We start from the raw sequence: 16,502 nt of genomic DNA on the forward strand, positions 1-16,502 counted from the left end.
CGCTGACGAGAGCTTTACGACGGGGCACCCGGCCCTCAGTCGTGCTGGATCAGGGACGCCGCGGCGCGAGCGATGGCGGCGTCGAGCGGGCCCAGCGGAGTGGGCACGGCGTTCTCGCTCGGCGCGATGTGCCAGACCAGCGGCCCGGATCCGCCACGCGGCGGAGGAAAGGTCACCCAGGCCCCGAGACCGTGCCGACTCGGCCCGCGCTGGTCCCGCAGCCGGGTGCGATCCGGACCGGTGACCGGAACCAGGAAGCCCATCTTCGCGCAGCGCCGGTCGTGGATCACCGGCCCGACCCGAACTCCCGCCGCCCGCAGGTGCTTCACCACCTCGCGCCCGAGCCGCGCATCCACCTCGATCACATCGAACGTCTGCCCGGCGGCCACCAGACGCGGAGCGTAGGGGTTGCCGCCGGGCTCGGCCGAGTCGTACATGGGGTGACACCTTCATCCGTCGGATCGACTCCGGCCCCCGCACACCCCATCCCAACCCGCCGCACCCGCCCGCGCCCCCCACACTCACGAGTTGATGCACTTCCGTCACCTGTTCGGCCCAGGCGAATCAGTCGCGGTAGGGGTTGCTGAACGCAGGCATGGTCCTGGTCACGTCCTCGAGAATCGGCGTCATTCGGCGCGCGGCGGTGTAGTGCCTGCCCCGAGCCTTGCCGTGGGGTTCCAGCCACCCCTGAGCCACCAGTTCCCGAAGGTCGCGGACGGCGGACTGCTCGCTGATGTCGGCATCGTGTTGATACACCGGCCGCCGCACCTTGTTCCCGAACGCCGCAGGCATCAGGGCGAACGCCACGCGCTCGTCGAGACCGGCTCGTTCCGCGTGTTCGGTGAGCTCGCACCACACCCGGGAGTACAGGTCCACCCTTCTGCCCGCCATTTGAGCCTGTCGATGGTGGGCACCCAGGCAGAATCGAATCCAGGCGTGGGCGTCCCGGGAGGGGTCCCAGGTAGGGCCGCCCACCTGCTGAAGAACGCCGTAGTACGCGTACGTGTTCTGCCCATAGCCCAGCCATTCCTCGATGGAGGAGAACTCCGCGGGCATCAGCGCCTCGCGAGAGAACACCAGGGTGGACAGGGCACGCGACATCCGACCGTTGCCACCGGGCCAGGGATGGATGCTCACAAGGTTCAGGTGGGCCATCGAGGCCCGTACGTGAACCGGCGATTCGAGGTCGCCTTCGTTGAGCCAGGTCACCAACTCCCCCATCAGAGCCGGGACCCGGTCGGGCTCGGGCGCCGTGTACGCGGCGACGGCGGGGTCCTCCGGGGAGGTGACGTAAACGGGGCCCTTGCGCCATCTACCCGGGCGTTTGTTCATGTGGTGCCCCTGCATCATGAAGTGCAGACCGTTCAGCAGCCCTATGTCGTAACGAAAGTCCTCCCCCGCGTCGGAAAGGCCCTGAATGTAGGTCATCGCGCGCTGATACGCCTCGACTTCCACGCGCGTCTCTTCGGAAGCCTCCAAAGGCTCCTCGCCCGACAGCAGCGCCTCGACGTCGTCTACCGAGGCCGCGTATCCCTCGATCGTGTTGGAACCGGCGATGGCCCGGGCCGTGAGATTCCGCCGCAGTTGCCCCGACCATCGGAGTTCAGGGCGCAGCATGTGCCGCAACCGGGTGCGCATCTCCTCGATCTCGTGGAGAGCGCGCGCATCACGGTCGTCGAGGCGAGGAACACGAAAGAGCATGTCTAGATGACACCATCATCTAGACACTTTCGCAAACGGAAGCCGCTACGTCGCCCGGCCCGCCTGGATCAGGCCGGATTCGTAGGCGAAGACGACTGCCTGGGCGCGGTCGCGGACGCCGAGTTTGGCGAAGAGGCCCGTGGCGTGGTTCTTGACGGTCTGGACGCCGATGCTCATCGTCTGGGCGATCTCGGCGTTGTCCAGGCCCGCCGCGATCAGGCGCAGTACCTCGACCTCCCTCGGGGTCAGGTCGCGCAGGCCCGTCGCCGAGGGCTGCGGGGCCGAGGGGGCCTTGACGAAGGACTCGATCAGGCGCGTGAGCAGCCGCGGCGCGACCGCGGCCTCGCCCAGGTGGACCGTGTGCACCGCCGCGATCAGGTCCTCGGGCAGCACGTCCTTGGGCAGGAAGCCGATCGCCCCGGCGCGCAGCGCGCCGACCACGTACTCGTCCATGTCGAACGTGCTCAGCGCGAGCACCCGGCACTCGGGCAGTTCCTCGGTCAGCCGCGCGGTGGCCTGTACGCCGTCGAGGACCGGCATGCGGATGTCCATCAGGATCACGTTCGGACGCAGCCGATGCGCGGCCTCGACCGCCTGCGCGCCGTCGTCGACCTCGCCGATCACCTCGATGCCGGGGTCGGAGCGCAGGATCAGCGCCAGTCCCCGACGCACGAGCGGCTGATCGTCCGCGAGCAGCACGGTGACCGGGGGTGCGTCCACGCTCATCAGTCTCAATCCTCTCCTGGCTCCGCCGGCGGCAGGGGCACGAGTGCGGCCACCCGGAATCCGCCTTCGGGGCGCCTGCCCACCTCGAGCACACCACCGTGCACGGCGACGCGCTCGCGCATACCCAGGAGACCGTACCCGCCTTCCCCGACCGCGGTGTCCCCGCGGCCTCCGTCGCCGTCGTCGCAGATCTCCACCGCGACCAGGTCGGACCGGAATTCGAGCCGTACGCAGGCCCGCGCGTCACCCGCGTGCTTGCGCGCGTTGGTCAGCGCCTCCTGCACGATCCGGTACAGCGTGAGCCCGATCGCCAACGGCACCCGACCCGGCTCGCCCAGCGCCTCGAACTCGACGGGCAGCCCGGCCGCGCGCGACTCGACGAGCAGTCGGTCGATCTCGCGGATCCCCGGCTGGGGCGCGGAGGGCGCGTCCTCGGCCACGTCGGTGCCGCGCAGCACGCCGAGCAGTTGGCGCATCTCGCGCAGCGCGGTGCGGCCGGACGACTCCAGCGTGACCAGCGCCTCCCGGGCGGTCTCGGGATCGCGGTCGAGGGTGGCGCGCGCGCCGCCGGACATCAGGTACATCGTGGTGAGGTGGTGCGCGACGATGTCGTGCAGTTCGCGCGCGATCCGCCGGCGCTCCTCGGTCACCGCCCGCTCCGCGAGCAGCCGCCGGTTCAGCGTCACCTGCTCCCGCCACCGGCGCACCCAGACGCCCACCGCGATCACCAGGGCGATGAACAGCGCGTCGCCGAACACCATCAGCGGGGTGGTCGAGGCCTCCCGCGTCGCGTGCGCCGCCTGACCCGCGAGCGCCGCGAGAGCGGCCGCGCCGATGGCGCGCGCGCCGCGGTTCCGGGCCACCGTGTACAGCGCGACCGCGACCGACACGGAGAAGTTGTGCGCGTGCATCGTGACGACCGCGGACAACGCCACATGGAGCGCGACCAGTACGCCGAGCACGCGGGTCGGAAAGCGCCGACGGAAGAACAGCGCAGCGGCGCCGGCCGTGATCAGCAGCGCGCCGACGACGGACGCGTGCGGCGCGGCCGTATGGCCGGAGGCGAAGTACGAGGCGAGGTCCGCCGCCCCGCAGCCGAGCGCGATCAGCAGGTCGTCGCGGGTGCGCCGGCAGGCCCGGATCCGCCGCCCGACCAGCCCGATCAGCCCCGGGGGCCACCCCGGCCCCGGAACGGGACCCGAACCCGCGCCGGCCGACCCGACCGCCGACCCGATCCCCGGACCGGCCGCCGGCTCCGCGGCCGTCGCCCCGATCGTGGTGATCGTCGCCGGCCCCGCCGCTGAGCGGTGCTCGGAGCCCATGCGCGGGCCTCCTTCATGGTTGGTGCCGTTCGTTCGCCCGCGCCCGGCCGGCGTCCGCCCGCCCGGCCCGTCCGCCCGGTCGTCCCATTCCATCGCCCGTGCCCGGTTTTCTGAACCTCATCGCAGATGATCCGCGCCCCGGACCGAAGTCCTGGTTCCGCGATCCGCCCGGACCGTGGTCCCGGTCCCTTCCCCTTCCCCCGGTCGATGCCCGGAGGGGGTTTCGCGTGATGAGCTTGAGGCATTCCGGAGTTCCCGCATCGAACTCCCGCGTTTCGATCCGACGGCGGAGAAGGAAAATGATCCGTAGAACAACCGCGTTCGCCACACGTCATCGATGGATGACGATTATCGTCTGGGCGATCGTCGGTCTCGCCCTGACCGCCGTCGGCCAGCCGTTGATGAACAGCGTCACCGATTCCTCGACCGGCGACTTCCTGCCGAAGAAATACGATTCCGCGGCGGCGATCCAAATCGCCGAGAAGAAGTTCGACGAAAAGCCGGACCCGAACGCGGTGACCGTGCTCGTGGCCCGCGCGGACGGCGCCAAGCTCGGCCCGCAGGACGGGAAGAAGATCGCGGACACGGCCGCGGGGCTGTCCGCGAAGCGCATCAAGGCCGAGCCGGAGCAGTTCGCCAAGGACTTCTCCCAGACGCCGCGCTACACGGTCGGGGTGGTCGCGCCCGACGGGACATTCCAACTGCTCACCCTGTCGTTGAGCGGCAATGCGACCGACACCGGTCTGCAGGACGTGTATCGGGACGCCCGCGATCTGGCGAAAACCGATTACCAGGCCGCCGGATTCCGGGTCGGATTCACCGGCGGAATCGCGAGCACGGTCGACAACCTGGACGAGGAAAAGGACACCGAGGCACTCGTCGGCGCATTGACGATGGGTCTCATCATCCTGCTGAACGTGGTGGTGTTCCGCAGCATCCTGGCCGCGATCCTGCCGCTGCTCGCGGTGGCGTTGATCGGCGGTGTCGCCACCGGCGCGGTCGCCGGCAGCGCGAAGCTTCTGGACATCAAGGTCGACCCGTCCGTACCGTCCCTGATCACCGTCGTCCTGCTCGGCATCGTCGTCGACTACTTCCTGTTCCTGATGTTCCGCTTCCGCGAGGAGTTGCGGACCCACCCGAACATGGACAAGCGCGAGGCCGCCGCCAACACCGCCGGCCGGGTGGGCAACGCGATCACCTGCGCGGCGCTGACCATCGTGGCGGCGTTCGCCACCCTGGGCATCGCCAGCTTCGGTCAGTTCAAGGTGCTCGGCCCGGCCATCGCGGTCTCGGTGCTCGTCGCCCTGCTCGGCAGCCTCACCCTGCTGCCCGCGCTGCTCGCGGTCACCGGTCGGGCGATGTTCTGGCCGGCGCGGGCCTGGAAGAAGGAGCGTCCGGCGGGCTTCGCCGCCCGGCTGGGCGAGAACATCAGCGCGCGTCCGGTGCGCTACCTGGTCGGCAGCCTGGTCCTGCTCGCCGCGCTCGGGGCCGGTGCCGTCGGCGTCAAGATGAGCTACGACCAGCACGGTCAGCCCACCACCAACGCCACCAGGACCGCCGACGAGATCTCCCGTTCGCTGCCGGCGGGCGTGTCCGACCCGCACACCGTCTACGTGCAGACCAAGGCGGGCGGCAAGCTCGACGAACGTTCGCTCACCGGGCTGACCGGCGCGCTGGGCAAGGTCGAGGGTGTCGGCCAGGTCGCCAAGCCCGTGCTCAACCCGGACAAGTCGGCCGCTCGGATCGACGTGTTCCTGGCCGCCAAGGCCGACACCCAAAAGGCCCGTGACCTGATCACCGGCCCGGTCCGCGGCACGATCGCCCAGAACACCCCCCAGGGCACCGAGGCGCACATCACCGGAACGGCGGCGATCTTCGCCGACGTGGCCACCGCGGTGAACAAGGACCTCAAGCTGGTCTTCCCGGTCGCCGCGATCCTGATCGCGCTGATCCTGTTCCTGCTGCTGCGCTCGCTGCTGGCGCCGCTGGTGCTGATGCTCGCGGTCGGGTTGGGCTTCGTGGCCACGCTCGGCGCCGGGACGATGGTCTTCCAGCACATGCTCGACCGCCCCGGGGTGTCCTTCACCCTGCCGCTGGTGTTGTTCCTGTTCGTGGTCGCGCTGGGCACCGACTACAACATCCTGATGAGCGACCGGCTCCGGGAGGAGATGGACAAGCCGATCCCGGCCCGCAAGGCGGTGGCCGAGGCGGTCCGGCACACCGCGCCGGCGATCGCCACGGCCGGCCTGGTCCTGGCCGGTTCCTTCGCCAGCCTGGCGGCCAGTCCCGCGACCGCCGAGATCGGCTTCGCCACCGCGGTCGGCATCCTGCTCTCCTCGATGCTGCTCTCCATCGTGCTGGTGCCCTCGATCGCCGCGATCCTGGGCCGGGGCCTGTGGTGGCCGCGCCGCGGCAACAAAGGGCACGGGCGCGGGACGAGCGCGCCGACGGCGTACAACCACCCGGACGCGGACCGCACGCTCGTGACCGAACCGCAGATGGCCGGCGGATACGGGCCCGCCCCGTACACCGGACAGCAGCCCTACCCGGGGCAGCCGTACCAGGCGCAACAGCCCTACCCCGGGCAGCCGTACGGGCAGCCGTACGGGCAGCAGCACCACCCGGACCGGCCGCACGGCTGACGGGCCGGCCGAGACACGACACGACCAGTGACCCCGAAGGGGGCGGCGCCGGGACACCGGCTCCGCCCCCTTCGGGGTCGCGCACTTCGCGGGTTCGGGCGATCGAGCCGATCAGCCCGCCGTCCACCCCGCCCAGTCCATCGCCCAGCCGCTCCAGCCGTTGTCGGGGTCGACCACCTTCCTGGGCGAGTTGATCACCTCGACCACGTCCCCGATCAGCGACTCCTTGTAGAACCAGGCGGCGTTCATGTTCGGGTCGCCGCCGCCCTTGACGTCCTGCAGGCTCACGCAGCCGTGGCTGGTGTTCTCCTTGCCGAACGGCAGCGGGTCCGTACGCCAGTAGTTGCCGTGCACGTAGGTGCCGGTGGAACTCAGCCGCATGCCGTGCGGGACGTCCTTGATGTCGTACACGCCCTTGGCCAGGCCGACCGTCTGGGAGTCCATGTGCACCGTGGGCTCCTTGGACATGATGGTCATCCTGCCGTTCCACGACGGGTTCTCCGCGTCCCCCAGGCTGGCCGGCAGCTTCTTGAGCAGGGCACCGTCGCGGGTGATCGTCAAGGTGTGCGCGGTGTGGTCGGCGACGCTGGTCTGCGCGCGGCCGACGGTGAAGGTGACGTCCTTCTTCTGCCTGCCGTAGACGCCCGGGGAGGTCTGCTTCCCGTCCAGGTCCAGGTGCAGGGTCACCTTCGTGCCGGGCTTCCAGTACTTCTCCGGGCGAAAGTCCAGCCGCTGGTTGCCGAACCAGTGGCCCTTGACCTCGACGGCGGGGTCCGAGGTGACCTTGACCGACTGGTTCACCACCGCCTTGTCCGTGACCTTCTTGGTGAACTCCAGCGAGACGATCATGCCGACGCCGTACGTCTCGTTCGCGTCGATGTTGAACACGCCGTAGTTGGCGTTCGCCGGGGTGAGCGTGGTGAACGAGGACTGCAGCGCCGACACCAGCCCGGCGGCGTCGGTCGCGGTCGCGGACACCGCGTACTTGGTCCCGGTCTGCAGGGCCGCCGCGGGCTGCCAACTCGCCCCGTCCGGCGAGATGGTGCCCTCGACCGGCTTGCCGCCCTCGGAGCCGGTCACGGTGACCTGCGTCAGCTTCCCGGCGCTCGCGCTCACCTTCAGCGCGCCGTCGGTGGCCACCTCCGTCGCGCCGTCCTTCGGCGCGATCGTGACCACCGCCTGGGAAACCCGGGGCGCGCCGTCGGGGGCCCTGGTCTGCGCGATCGGCGCGACCTTGTCGTCCTTCGCGTCCTTTCCGTCCTTCTTCCCGTCACCCCCGCCGCACGCCCCCACGCCCAGGAGCGCGACACACACCGCGAGCGCCGGCAGGGCCCTGCGTATCCGTCGTCGCGAGCGAGGTCTTTGTGCGCCCGAACCGGATGTGGCCCCTGCTGCCGTCGTCGACATGGATCTCCCTAAGTCGCTGCGCTACCGAAAGGAATGACCCCGTTGCCCACCCCCGCCGTTACGACCACGAGGTATGAGGTCGATCACCACCCCTGGACGGAACCGCGGGCACGGGCCGCCGCCGGCCGAAAAACACCTCGGGCCCCGCCGTCCCGAAGGACGACGGGGCCCGAGCCCGCGATCACCGCGTCAGCGCAGCGCGATGCCCTCCGCGAAGCCCTCGCTCTCCGGCGGGATCGCGATCAGGCCGAGTTCGGCGGGGCCGGCCAACAGCGGGTGCGTCGGCATGACCCGCACCGTGTAGCCGAACGGCCCGGTCCGGTCCAGCGCGAGCGAACCCTCGTAGAACCACCGGCCGTGCTCGTCCCGGCGACCGGCCTTCAGCGGCGCGATCGTGCCGTCCACGATCCGGTCCGCGTCGTCGACCCGGCCGTGCACGACCTGGACCTCCACGTCGGCGGGGGCGAGTTCGCCCAGCGAGACGAAGACCCGCAGGTTCAGCGTGTTGCCGACCTCGGGGGCGTCCCCTATCCCGCCCGACTCCACGTGATCGACCCGAACGCCCGGCCAGGACCGCCGCGCGTGCGCCTTCCACTCGGCCAACTCCCGGGCGGCCGACCCGGTGATCGCCCGACCCGACAGCGCGGCCGGCGCGTACAGCACGTCGACGTAGTCCTTGACCATCCGGTCCGCCGGCACCTTCGGACCGAGCGTGGCCAGCGTGTGCCGGACCATTTCCAGCCACCGGCCGGGCAGCCCCTCGGGGCCCCGATCGTAGAACCTGGCCGCGACCGAGTTCTCGATCAGGTCGTAGAGCGCCGCCGCCTCCAGGTCGTCCCGACGATCCACGTCGGTGATCCCGTCGGCGGTCGGAATCGCCCACCCGTTCGAGCCGTCGTACCACTCGTCCCACCACCCGTCCAGGATGGACAGGTTCAGGCAGCCGTTCAGCGCGGCCTTCATCCCCGAGGTGCCACACGCCTCCAGCGGACGCAGCGGGTTGTTCAGCCACACGTCGCACCCGGGGTACAGGTGTTGCGCCATCGCGATGTCGTAGTCCGGCAGGAAGACGATCCGGTGCCGCACGTCCTCGCTGTCGGCGAACCGCACCAGGTCCTGGATCAGCCGCTTGCCGCCCTCGTCGGCCGGGTGCGCCTTGCCCGCGATCACGATCTGCACCGGCCGCTCCGGATGCAGCAACATCGAGCGCAGCCGGTCCTGATCGCGCAGCATCAGGGTGAGCCGCTTGTAGGACGGCACCCGACGGGCGAACCCGATGGTCAACACGTCGGGATCGAGCACCCCCTCGATCCAGCCCAATTCCGCCTCGCCGGCGCCCCGTTGCCGCCAGGACTCGCGCAGCCGCAGCCGCGCCTCGGCGACCAGCTTCGCCCGCAGCGCGCGCCGCAACTCCCACAACGAGCCCGCCGACAGCCCGTCGATCGCCGCCCACGCCGCCGGATCCTCGGCGAGTTCGACGCCCGCCTCGCGCGCGATCAGGTCGGTGACGTCGCCGTCCACCCACGTGGGCGCGTGTACGCCGTTCGTGATCGAGGTAATCGGTACCTCGGTGGTGTCGAAGCCCGGCCACAGGCCGTCGAACATGCCCCGACTGACCCGTCCGTGCAACTTGCTCACGCCGTTGGCCCGTTGGGCGAGCCGCAGGCCCATCACGGCCATGTTGAACACGCCCGGATCACCGTCCGGGTAGGTCTCCGCGCCGAGTGCGAGGACCCGATCCACCGGAACCCCCGGACACGCGAGGTCGCCGCCGAAATGCCGCTGGATCTGATCGCGACCGAACCGGTCGATGCCGGCCGGCACGGGCGTGTGCGTGGTGAACACCGTGCCCGCCCGGGCGGCTTCGAGGGCCGCGTCGAAGTCCAACCCGTCGGTCCCGGTGAACTCGCGGATGCGCTCGATGCCCAGGAATCCGGCGTGGCCCTCGTTGGTGTGGAAGACCTCGGGTGCGGGATGGCCGGTGATCTCGCAAAAAGCCCGCAAAGCCCGCACCCCGCCGATGCCGAGCAGCATCTCCTGATGCAAGCGATGTTCGCTCGTGCCGCCGTACAGCCGGTCGGTCACCTCGCGTTCGGCGGGCTCGTTCTCCTCGATGTCGGAGTCGAGCAGGAGCAGCGGCACCCGACCGACCTGGGCCTTCCAGATCCGCGCGTGCAACTCACCCGTCGGGAGTCCGATGACCACCCGTGCGGGTGCACCGTCGGCACCCCGAAGGAGGGTCAGTGGCAACTCGTTGGGGTCCAGGAGGGGGTAACGCTCCTGCTGCCAACCGTCTCGGGACAACGACTGTCGGAAGTAGCCGTGGCGGTACATCAATCCGACCCCGACGATGGGCACACCCAGGTCGCTGGCGGCCTTGAGATGGTCGCCCGCGAGGATGCCCAAACCCCCGCTGTACTGCGGAAGTGCGGCCGTGATGCCGTACTCCGGCGAGAAGTACGCGATGGCCGCGGGGGGTGCGGCAAGGCTCGCGCCGGTGCCCGAGAGGGTTTGATACCAGCGAGGTCCGGTCAGGTATTCGTGCAGGTCTTCGGCTGCGACCCGCAGGCGGGCAAGGAAGCGGCGGTCGTCGGCGAGCGCGCCGAGCTTGTCGTTCGGCACGGTGCCGAGGAGGCGGACCGGGTCCCGGCCGACCGCCGCCCAGGTGTCCGGGTCGATCGACTCGAACAGGGCGCGGGTCTCCGCGTGCCAGGACCAGCGGAGGTTCATTGCCAGTTCACCCAGTGGCTCCAGCGGAGCGGGCAGAACCGTACGCACGGTGAATCTGCGGATTGCTCTCACGCTGCGACCCTAGCCGGAAGGCGGCAGAACTTGCGACAGTGGATGCAGTGCGCTTGCAAAGCCGGCAAGATCTTGCGGATGGGTCTGGGGGCGTTTTTACACCATATGGACCGTGCCCCGATCGACTTGACGATCGTTGAACAGCCGGGTCCTTCCGTCCCGCCGTACCGCGGACACACCAGACATCCACCGTCCACGGTCGCGGGCCGGGCCCCACCCGGTCCCCGCCTGGTGGTCGCGTCACGAGCAATGGCCGCCGCGCAGCGGTGAGAGGTGGACCCGAGCGATCCCACCGGTCGCCGCCGGGTCGGTTCGTCGCCACTCCCGGGTCCGGCAATCGGGGTATCGAGTGGGTTTCCGTACGGGTGCATCGCGCGCGACGCGCACGGGACGCCCGTCCGTGGGTACAGGAGTTCGGCATGACCAGTTCGGCTGGGAAGGACCCCGGGGGCGCTCGCGCACCCCGGGCGGGGCAGGTCGCGGCCGACGAGGCCGCGGCACGGAAGACGACCGCCGGAGGGTCGCGGGCCGCACGGGCCGCGGCCGCGCCGGCCGACACCACCGCGACGTCGACCGCCGCGAAGTCACCGGCTCGCGCCGGGAAATCCGGGCGGACCGAGGGCGCCGCGAACGCCGGGGGCGATACCTCCGGCGGCAGGGACGGCAGGGACCGCAGCGGCGGTGCGACCGGCACCGGCGGGTCGGCCGCGCCGGCCAGGCCGGCCCGGCCGACCGCGCCGCGGATCGGGCGGATCCCGATCATCGACGTCGAACCCGTGGTCGACGGCGGCACCCGCCCGGTGCGCGCGATCCCGGGCGAGACCTTCCACGTCGGCGCCACGGTCTTCCGCGAGGGCCACGGCGCGGTGGCCGCGGGCGTCGTGTTGCGCGACCCGCGCGGCCGGGCCGGCGCGCTCACCCCGATGGTCCCGGGCACGCCGGGGACCGACCGGATGCACGCGACGGTCACCCCGACCGCCGAGGGGATGTGGTCCTACACGGTCGAGGCGTGGGGCGACCCGATCGCGACCTGGCGGCACGCCGCCGGAATCAAGATCCCGGCGGGTCTGGAGGTCGGACTCGTCCTGGAGGAGGGCGCGCAACTCCTGGAGCGGGCCGCCGCCGGGGTGCCGAAGAAGGACGGCCGGCGGGCGGTGGTGCTGGCCGCGGTGGACGCGCTGCGGGACGAGACGCGTTCGCCCGCCGAGCGGCTGGCCGCGGCGCGCTCGGCCGACCTGGACGAGGTGCTGGCCCGGCATCCGCTGCGCGAATCGGTCACCTCCTCGGCCCGCCATCCGCTGCGCGTCGAGCGCGAACGCGCGCTGTACGGCGCCTGGTACGAGTTCTTCCCCCGTTCCGAGGGCGCGGTGGTGGACCCCACCGGCGTCCGGCCCCCGCGCAGCGGCACCTTCCGCACCGCGATGGAACGGCTGCCGCAGGTCGCGGCGATGGGCTTCGACGTGGTGTACCTGCCGCCGATCCACCCGATCGGCACCGCCTTCCGCAAGGGCCCCAACAACACCCTCGTGGCCGGCGAGCACGATCCCGGCTCGCCGTGGGGAATCGGCTCGCCCGAGGGCGGGCACGACACGATCCACCCGGACCTGGGCACGATCGAGGACTTCGACGCGTTCGTGGCCCGGGCCCGCGAGTTGCGGATGGAGATCGCCCTCGACTTCGCGCTCCAGGTCTCCCCCGACCACCCGTGGGTGGAAAAACACCCCGAGTGGTTCCGGCACCGCGCCGACGGCACCATCGCCTTCGCGGAGAACCCGCCGAAGAAGTACCAGGACATCTACCCGATCGACTTCGACACCGACTTCGAGGGTCTGGTCGAGGAGACGCTGCGGGTGTTGCGGCACTGGATGGCGCACGGCGTGCGGATCTTCCGGGTGGACAACCCGCACACCAAGCCGGTGATGTTCTGGGAGCAGGTGATCGCCACGATCAACACGACCGATCCGGACGTGCTGTTCCTGGCCGAGGCGTTCACCCGACCGGCGATGATGCGCACCCTGGCCAAGGTCGGCTTCCAGCAGTCGTACACGTACTTCACCTGGCGCAACGGCAAGGACGAACTTCAGGAATACCTCACCGAGTTGACCACCGGCGAGGCGTCCGCCTACATGCGGCCCAACTTCTTCGTGAACACGCCCGACATCCTGCACGCCTATCTGCAGTACGGCGGGCCGGCCGCGTTCAAGGTCCGCGCCCTGCTGGCCGCCACGCTCTCCCCCACGTGGGGCGTCTACGCGGGTTTCGAGCTGTACGAGCACGTCGCCGTCAAGGCGGGCAGCGAGGAGTACCACGACTCGGAGAAGTATCAACTGCGCCCGCGCGACTGGGCCGGCGCCGAACGCGAGGGGCGCTCGCTGGCGCCGTACATCACCACGCTCAACCGCGTGCGCCGCCGGCACCCGAGCCTGCAACGGCTACGAAACCTGACTTTCCATCACGTGGACGACGACGCGGTCATGGCCTTCTCCAAGCGCACCCGGGTGGGTGACGTCGACGACCTGGTCCTGGTCGTGGTGAACCTCGATCCGCACCACACCCACGAGGCGACGGTCCACCTGGACCTGCCCGCCCTCGGCCTGGACTGGCAGGACACCTTCGCGGTGCACGACGAGTTCACCGGAGCCGGTTACCGCTGGGGTCGGCACAACTACGTGCGTCTCGATCCCGCGCACGAGCCCGCGCATCTCTTCTCGGTCCGGAGGAACAGCCCGTGATCGTCAACGAACCCGTCCGCGACACCTTCGACGACACCCCGTCGCGGGATCGCGATCCCCTGTGGTTCAAGCGAGCCGTCTTCTACGAGGTCCTGGTCCGGTCCTTCCAGGACAGCAACGGGGACGGGGTCGGCGACCTCAAGGGACTGACCCAGAAGCTGGACTACCTCCAGTGGCTGGGCGTCGACTGCCTGTGGCTGCCGCCGTTCTTCGCCTCGCCGCTGCGCGACGGCGGCTACGACGTGGCCGACTACACCGCCGTGCTGCCCGAGTTCGGCGACCTCGCCGACTTCGTCGAGTTCGTCGACTCGGCGCACAAGCGCGGCATGCGGGTGGTGATCGACTTCGTGATGAACCACACGAGTGATCAGCACATGTGGTTCCAGGAGTCGCGGAACAACCCGGACGGGCCGTACGGCGATTACTACATGTGGGCCGACGACGACAAGGCCTACGGCGACGCGCGGATCATCTTCGTCGACACCGAGTCGTCCAACTGGACCTACGACCCGGTCCGCAAGCAGTACTTCTTCCACCGCTTCTTCGGCCACCAGCCGGACCTCAACTACGAGAACCCGCGCGTGCAGGAGGAGATGCTGGCCGGCCTGCGCTTCTGGCTGGACCTGGGCATCGACGGCTTCCGCCTCGACGCGGTGCCCTACCTGTTCGCGCAGGAGGGCACCAACTGCGAGAACCTGCCCGCCACCCACGAATTCCTCAAGCGGGTGCGCAAGGAGATCGACGACAAGTATCCGGACACCGTGCTCCTGGCCGAGGCCAACCAGTGGCCCGAGGACGTGGTGGACTACTTCGGCGACGGCGACGAGTGCCACATGGCGTTCCACTTCCCGGTGATGCCGCGCATCTTCATGGCGGTGCGCCGCGAGTCGCGCTACCCCGTCTCGGAGATCCTGGCCGGCACGCCGTCCATCCCGGACAACTGCCAGTGGGGCATCTTCCTCCGCAACCACGACGAGCTCACCCTCGAAATGGTCACGGACGAGGAACGCGACTACATGTACAAGGAGTACGCGAAGGACCCGCGGATGCGGGCCAACGTGGGCATCCGCCGCCGGCTCGCGCCGCTGCTCGACAACGACCGCAACCAGATCGAACTGTTCACGGCACTGCTGCTGTCACTGCCGGGCTCGCCCGTCCTGTACTACGGCGACGAGATCGGCATGGGGGACAACATCTGGCTCGGCGACCGCGACGGAGTGCGCACGCCGATGCAGTGGACGCCGGATCGCAACGCGGGTTTCTCCACGTGCGACCCGGGTCGGCTGTACCTGCCGAACATCATGGACCCGGTCTACGGCTACCAGGTCACCAACGTCGAGGCGCAGATGTCCAACGCCTCCTCGCTGCTGCACTGGACCCGCCGGATGATCGAGGTCCGCAAGCAGAACCCGGCCTTCGGGCTCGGTGTGTACAACGAGCTGACCTCGTCCAATCCCAGCGTGCTGGCGTTCCTGCGCGAATTCGAGGACGACATCGTGCTGTGTGTTCACAACTTCTCGCGCTTCGCCCAGCCGACCGAGCTGGATCTGCGGCAGTTCGAGACGTACGAACCGGTCGAGTTGCTCGGGGGGGTGACGTTTCCCGCGATCGGCGAGCTGCCGTATCTGCTCACTCTCGCGGGGCACGGTTTCTATTGGTTCCGCCTCACCCGTGGAGAAATGACGCTGTGACGGATTCCACCCGACCCCACGATCCGACTGCCTCCGCCGTGATCGCTCTGCTGCGCGACTGGCTGCCGCAGCAGAGATGGTTCGCCGGCAAGGGCCGGCCTCTTCGTGGGGTCGGCGTGGTCCACAGTCTCGAAGTGGTCTCCGGCGATCCCGCGCTGCACCACATGTTGCTGCGGGTCGACCACGGTGGCGCACCCGAGCACTACCAACTCCTCCTCGGCGTGCGCGCCGGTCTGCCGGACCGGCTCACCCACGCCCTGATCGGCCGGTTGCCCAACGGCAGCAGCCTCTACGACGGTGTGCACGACGCGGAGCTGACCCGGTGGTTGCCGGAACGGTTCGTCGCGGCGGACACCGTCGGCGCGCTGGCCTTCCATCGTCCCGGCGCCCAGGCCCCCGATCCCGAGCACGTCGGCCTGGTGATCGGCGCCGAGCAGTCCAACACGTCGATCATCTTCGGCGACGACGTGATCCTGAAGCTGTTCCGCCGGGTGGTGCCCGGGGTCAATCCGGACCTGGAGGTCTCGCTGGCCCTCGCGGGCGCGGGCTCGCGCCGGATTCCCGCGCCGATCGCCTGGTTCGACATGCCGTTCCCGGACGCGGACGGCGAGCCGACCACGCTGGGCATGCTCCAGGAGTACCTGCGCACCGGGACCGACGGCTGGGAGCTGGCCAAGACCTCGGTGCGCGACCTGTACGCGGGCCAGGAGGTGCGCGGCGCGGGTCCACACGCGCACGAGACCGGCGGCGACTTCGCCGGCGAGTCCTTCCGGCTGGGCGCGGCGACCGCCGAGGTACACGCCGACCTGGCCCGTTCGTTGCCCACGACGGTGGCGGGCGAGCCGGAGCTGGCCGCGATCGCCGACGACATGGAGCGCCGGTTGCACGCGGCGGCCGAGGCGGTGCCCGACCTGGCCCCGTTCACCGATCGGCTGCGCGAGGCGTACCGGGATCTGCGCACGCTGGGCCGGGACGGACACCCCGTGCCGCTCCAGCGCATCCACGGCGACTTCCACCTCGGCCAGGTGATGCGTACCGCCACGCGGTGGGTGCTGCTCGACTTCGAGGGCGAGCCGGCCCGACCGCTGCGCGAACGGCGCTCGTTGCACTCGCCGCTGCGCGACATCGCGGCGATGTTGCGCTCGTTCGACTACGCGGCCCGACACCTGCTGGCCGGCGGCGGTGGCTTCTGGGGACGCGGGACCCCCGCGCCGCACCTGGTGCGCCGCGCGGAGGAATGGGCCACCCGCAATCGGGAAGCCTTCTGTGCGGGATACGCCGACGCGGGCTCGTTCGACCCGCACTCCGAACCCGTGCTGTTGCGGGCCTTCGAGACCGACAAGGCCGTCTACGAGGTCATGTACGAGTCGGGCAACCGACCCTCGTGGTTGCCGGTGCCGATGTCGGCGATCCGGCGCCTGGCCGAACGTGCGCCGTTGCCGCACTGACGCATCGTCGATTCCCGTTCCGTACCAACGT

General features: G+C 70.1%; 10 protein-coding genes. 4 read left to right on the forward strand and 6 right to left on the reverse strand.

Annotated features, from left to right (window positions below; all coding sequences use genetic code 11):
* Positions 1-35: 35 nt before the first annotated feature.
* The 4 genes from EMA17_RS13600 to EMA17_RS13615 all read right to left on the reverse strand — a co-directional run bounded on the left by EMA17_RS13600 (position 36) and on the right by EMA17_RS13615 (position 3,749).
* A complete protein-coding gene (locus EMA17_RS13600; RefSeq protein WP_126637259.1) occupies positions 36-437 on the reverse strand; it encodes a hypothetical protein in 402 nt (133 codons plus the stop codon).
* A gap of 127 nt (positions 438-564) precedes the next feature.
* A complete protein-coding gene (locus tag EMA17_RS13605) occupies positions 565-1,701 on the reverse strand; it encodes a Fic family protein (RefSeq protein ID WP_126637260.1) in 1,137 nt (378 codons plus the stop codon).
* 45 nt (positions 1,702-1,746) lie between these two features.
* Positions 1,747-2,427: a response regulator gene (locus EMA17_RS13610; protein WP_126637261.1), complete on the reverse strand. Its 681-nt coding sequence runs from the start codon at positions 2,425-2,427 to the stop codon at positions 1,747-1,749.
* Positions 2,428-2,432: 5 nt separating this feature from the next.
* Positions 2,433-3,749: a sensor histidine kinase gene (locus tag EMA17_RS13615; RefSeq protein WP_160161396.1), complete on the reverse strand. Its 1,317-nt coding sequence runs from the start codon at positions 3,747-3,749 to the stop codon at positions 2,433-2,435.
* A 341-nt stretch (positions 3,750-4,090) separates the two neighbouring features.
* On the opposite strand from EMA17_RS13615, the gene EMA17_RS13620 reads away from it, so the two are divergent.
* Positions 4,091-6,391, forward strand: a complete 2,301-nt coding sequence (locus EMA17_RS13620) for an MMPL family transporter (protein WP_246126648.1) — start codon at positions 4,091-4,093, stop codon at positions 6,389-6,391.
* A 111-nt stretch (positions 6,392-6,502) separates the two neighbouring features.
* On the opposite strand, the gene EMA17_RS13625 is transcribed toward EMA17_RS13620, so the two are convergent.
* Both EMA17_RS13625 and glgP read right to left on the reverse strand, forming a co-directional pair.
* Positions 6,503-7,705 carry a L,D-transpeptidase gene (locus tag EMA17_RS13625; RefSeq protein ID WP_246126649.1) on the reverse strand — a complete coding sequence of 401 codons (1,203 nt, stop codon included), beginning with the start codon at positions 7,703-7,705 and terminating at the stop codon, positions 6,503-6,505.
* 282 nt (positions 7,706-7,987) lie between these two features.
* The gene (gene glgP, locus EMA17_RS13630) at positions 7,988-10,600 is read right to left on the reverse strand and encodes an alpha-glucan family phosphorylase (RefSeq protein ID WP_126637265.1); all 2,613 of its coding nucleotides are present in this window, start codon (positions 10,598-10,600) and stop codon (positions 7,988-7,990) included.
* A gap of 419 nt (positions 10,601-11,019) precedes the next feature.
* On the opposite strand from glgP, the gene EMA17_RS13635 reads away from it, so the two are divergent.
* From EMA17_RS13635 to EMA17_RS13645, 3 genes are read left to right on the forward strand one after another with little or no spacing between them, the layout of a single operon-like run.
* Positions 11,020-13,332 (forward strand): alpha-1,4-glucan--maltose-1-phosphate maltosyltransferase, encoded by a 2,313-nt coding sequence (locus EMA17_RS13635; protein ID WP_170222161.1) that lies wholly within the window; start codon positions 11,020-11,022, stop codon positions 13,330-13,332.
* Positions 13,329-15,023, forward strand: coding sequence for a maltose alpha-D-glucosyltransferase (gene treS / locus EMA17_RS13640; RefSeq protein WP_078975378.1), 1,695 nt, complete (start codon positions 13,329-13,331; stop codon positions 15,021-15,023). Before EMA17_RS13635 ends, treS begins: the two co-directional genes overlap by 4 nt.
* Positions 15,020-16,471 carry a maltokinase N-terminal cap-like domain-containing protein gene (locus EMA17_RS13645; protein ID WP_160161397.1) on the forward strand — a complete coding sequence of 484 codons (1,452 nt, stop codon included), beginning with the start codon at positions 15,020-15,022 and terminating at the stop codon, positions 16,469-16,471. Before treS ends, EMA17_RS13645 begins: the two co-directional genes overlap by 4 nt.
* Positions 16,472-16,502 lie beyond the last annotated feature (31 nt).

The sequence above is a fragment of the Embleya hyalina genome, from assembly GCF_003967355.1.
Classification (GTDB): domain Bacteria; phylum Actinomycetota; class Actinomycetes; order Streptomycetales; family Streptomycetaceae; genus Embleya; species Embleya hyalina.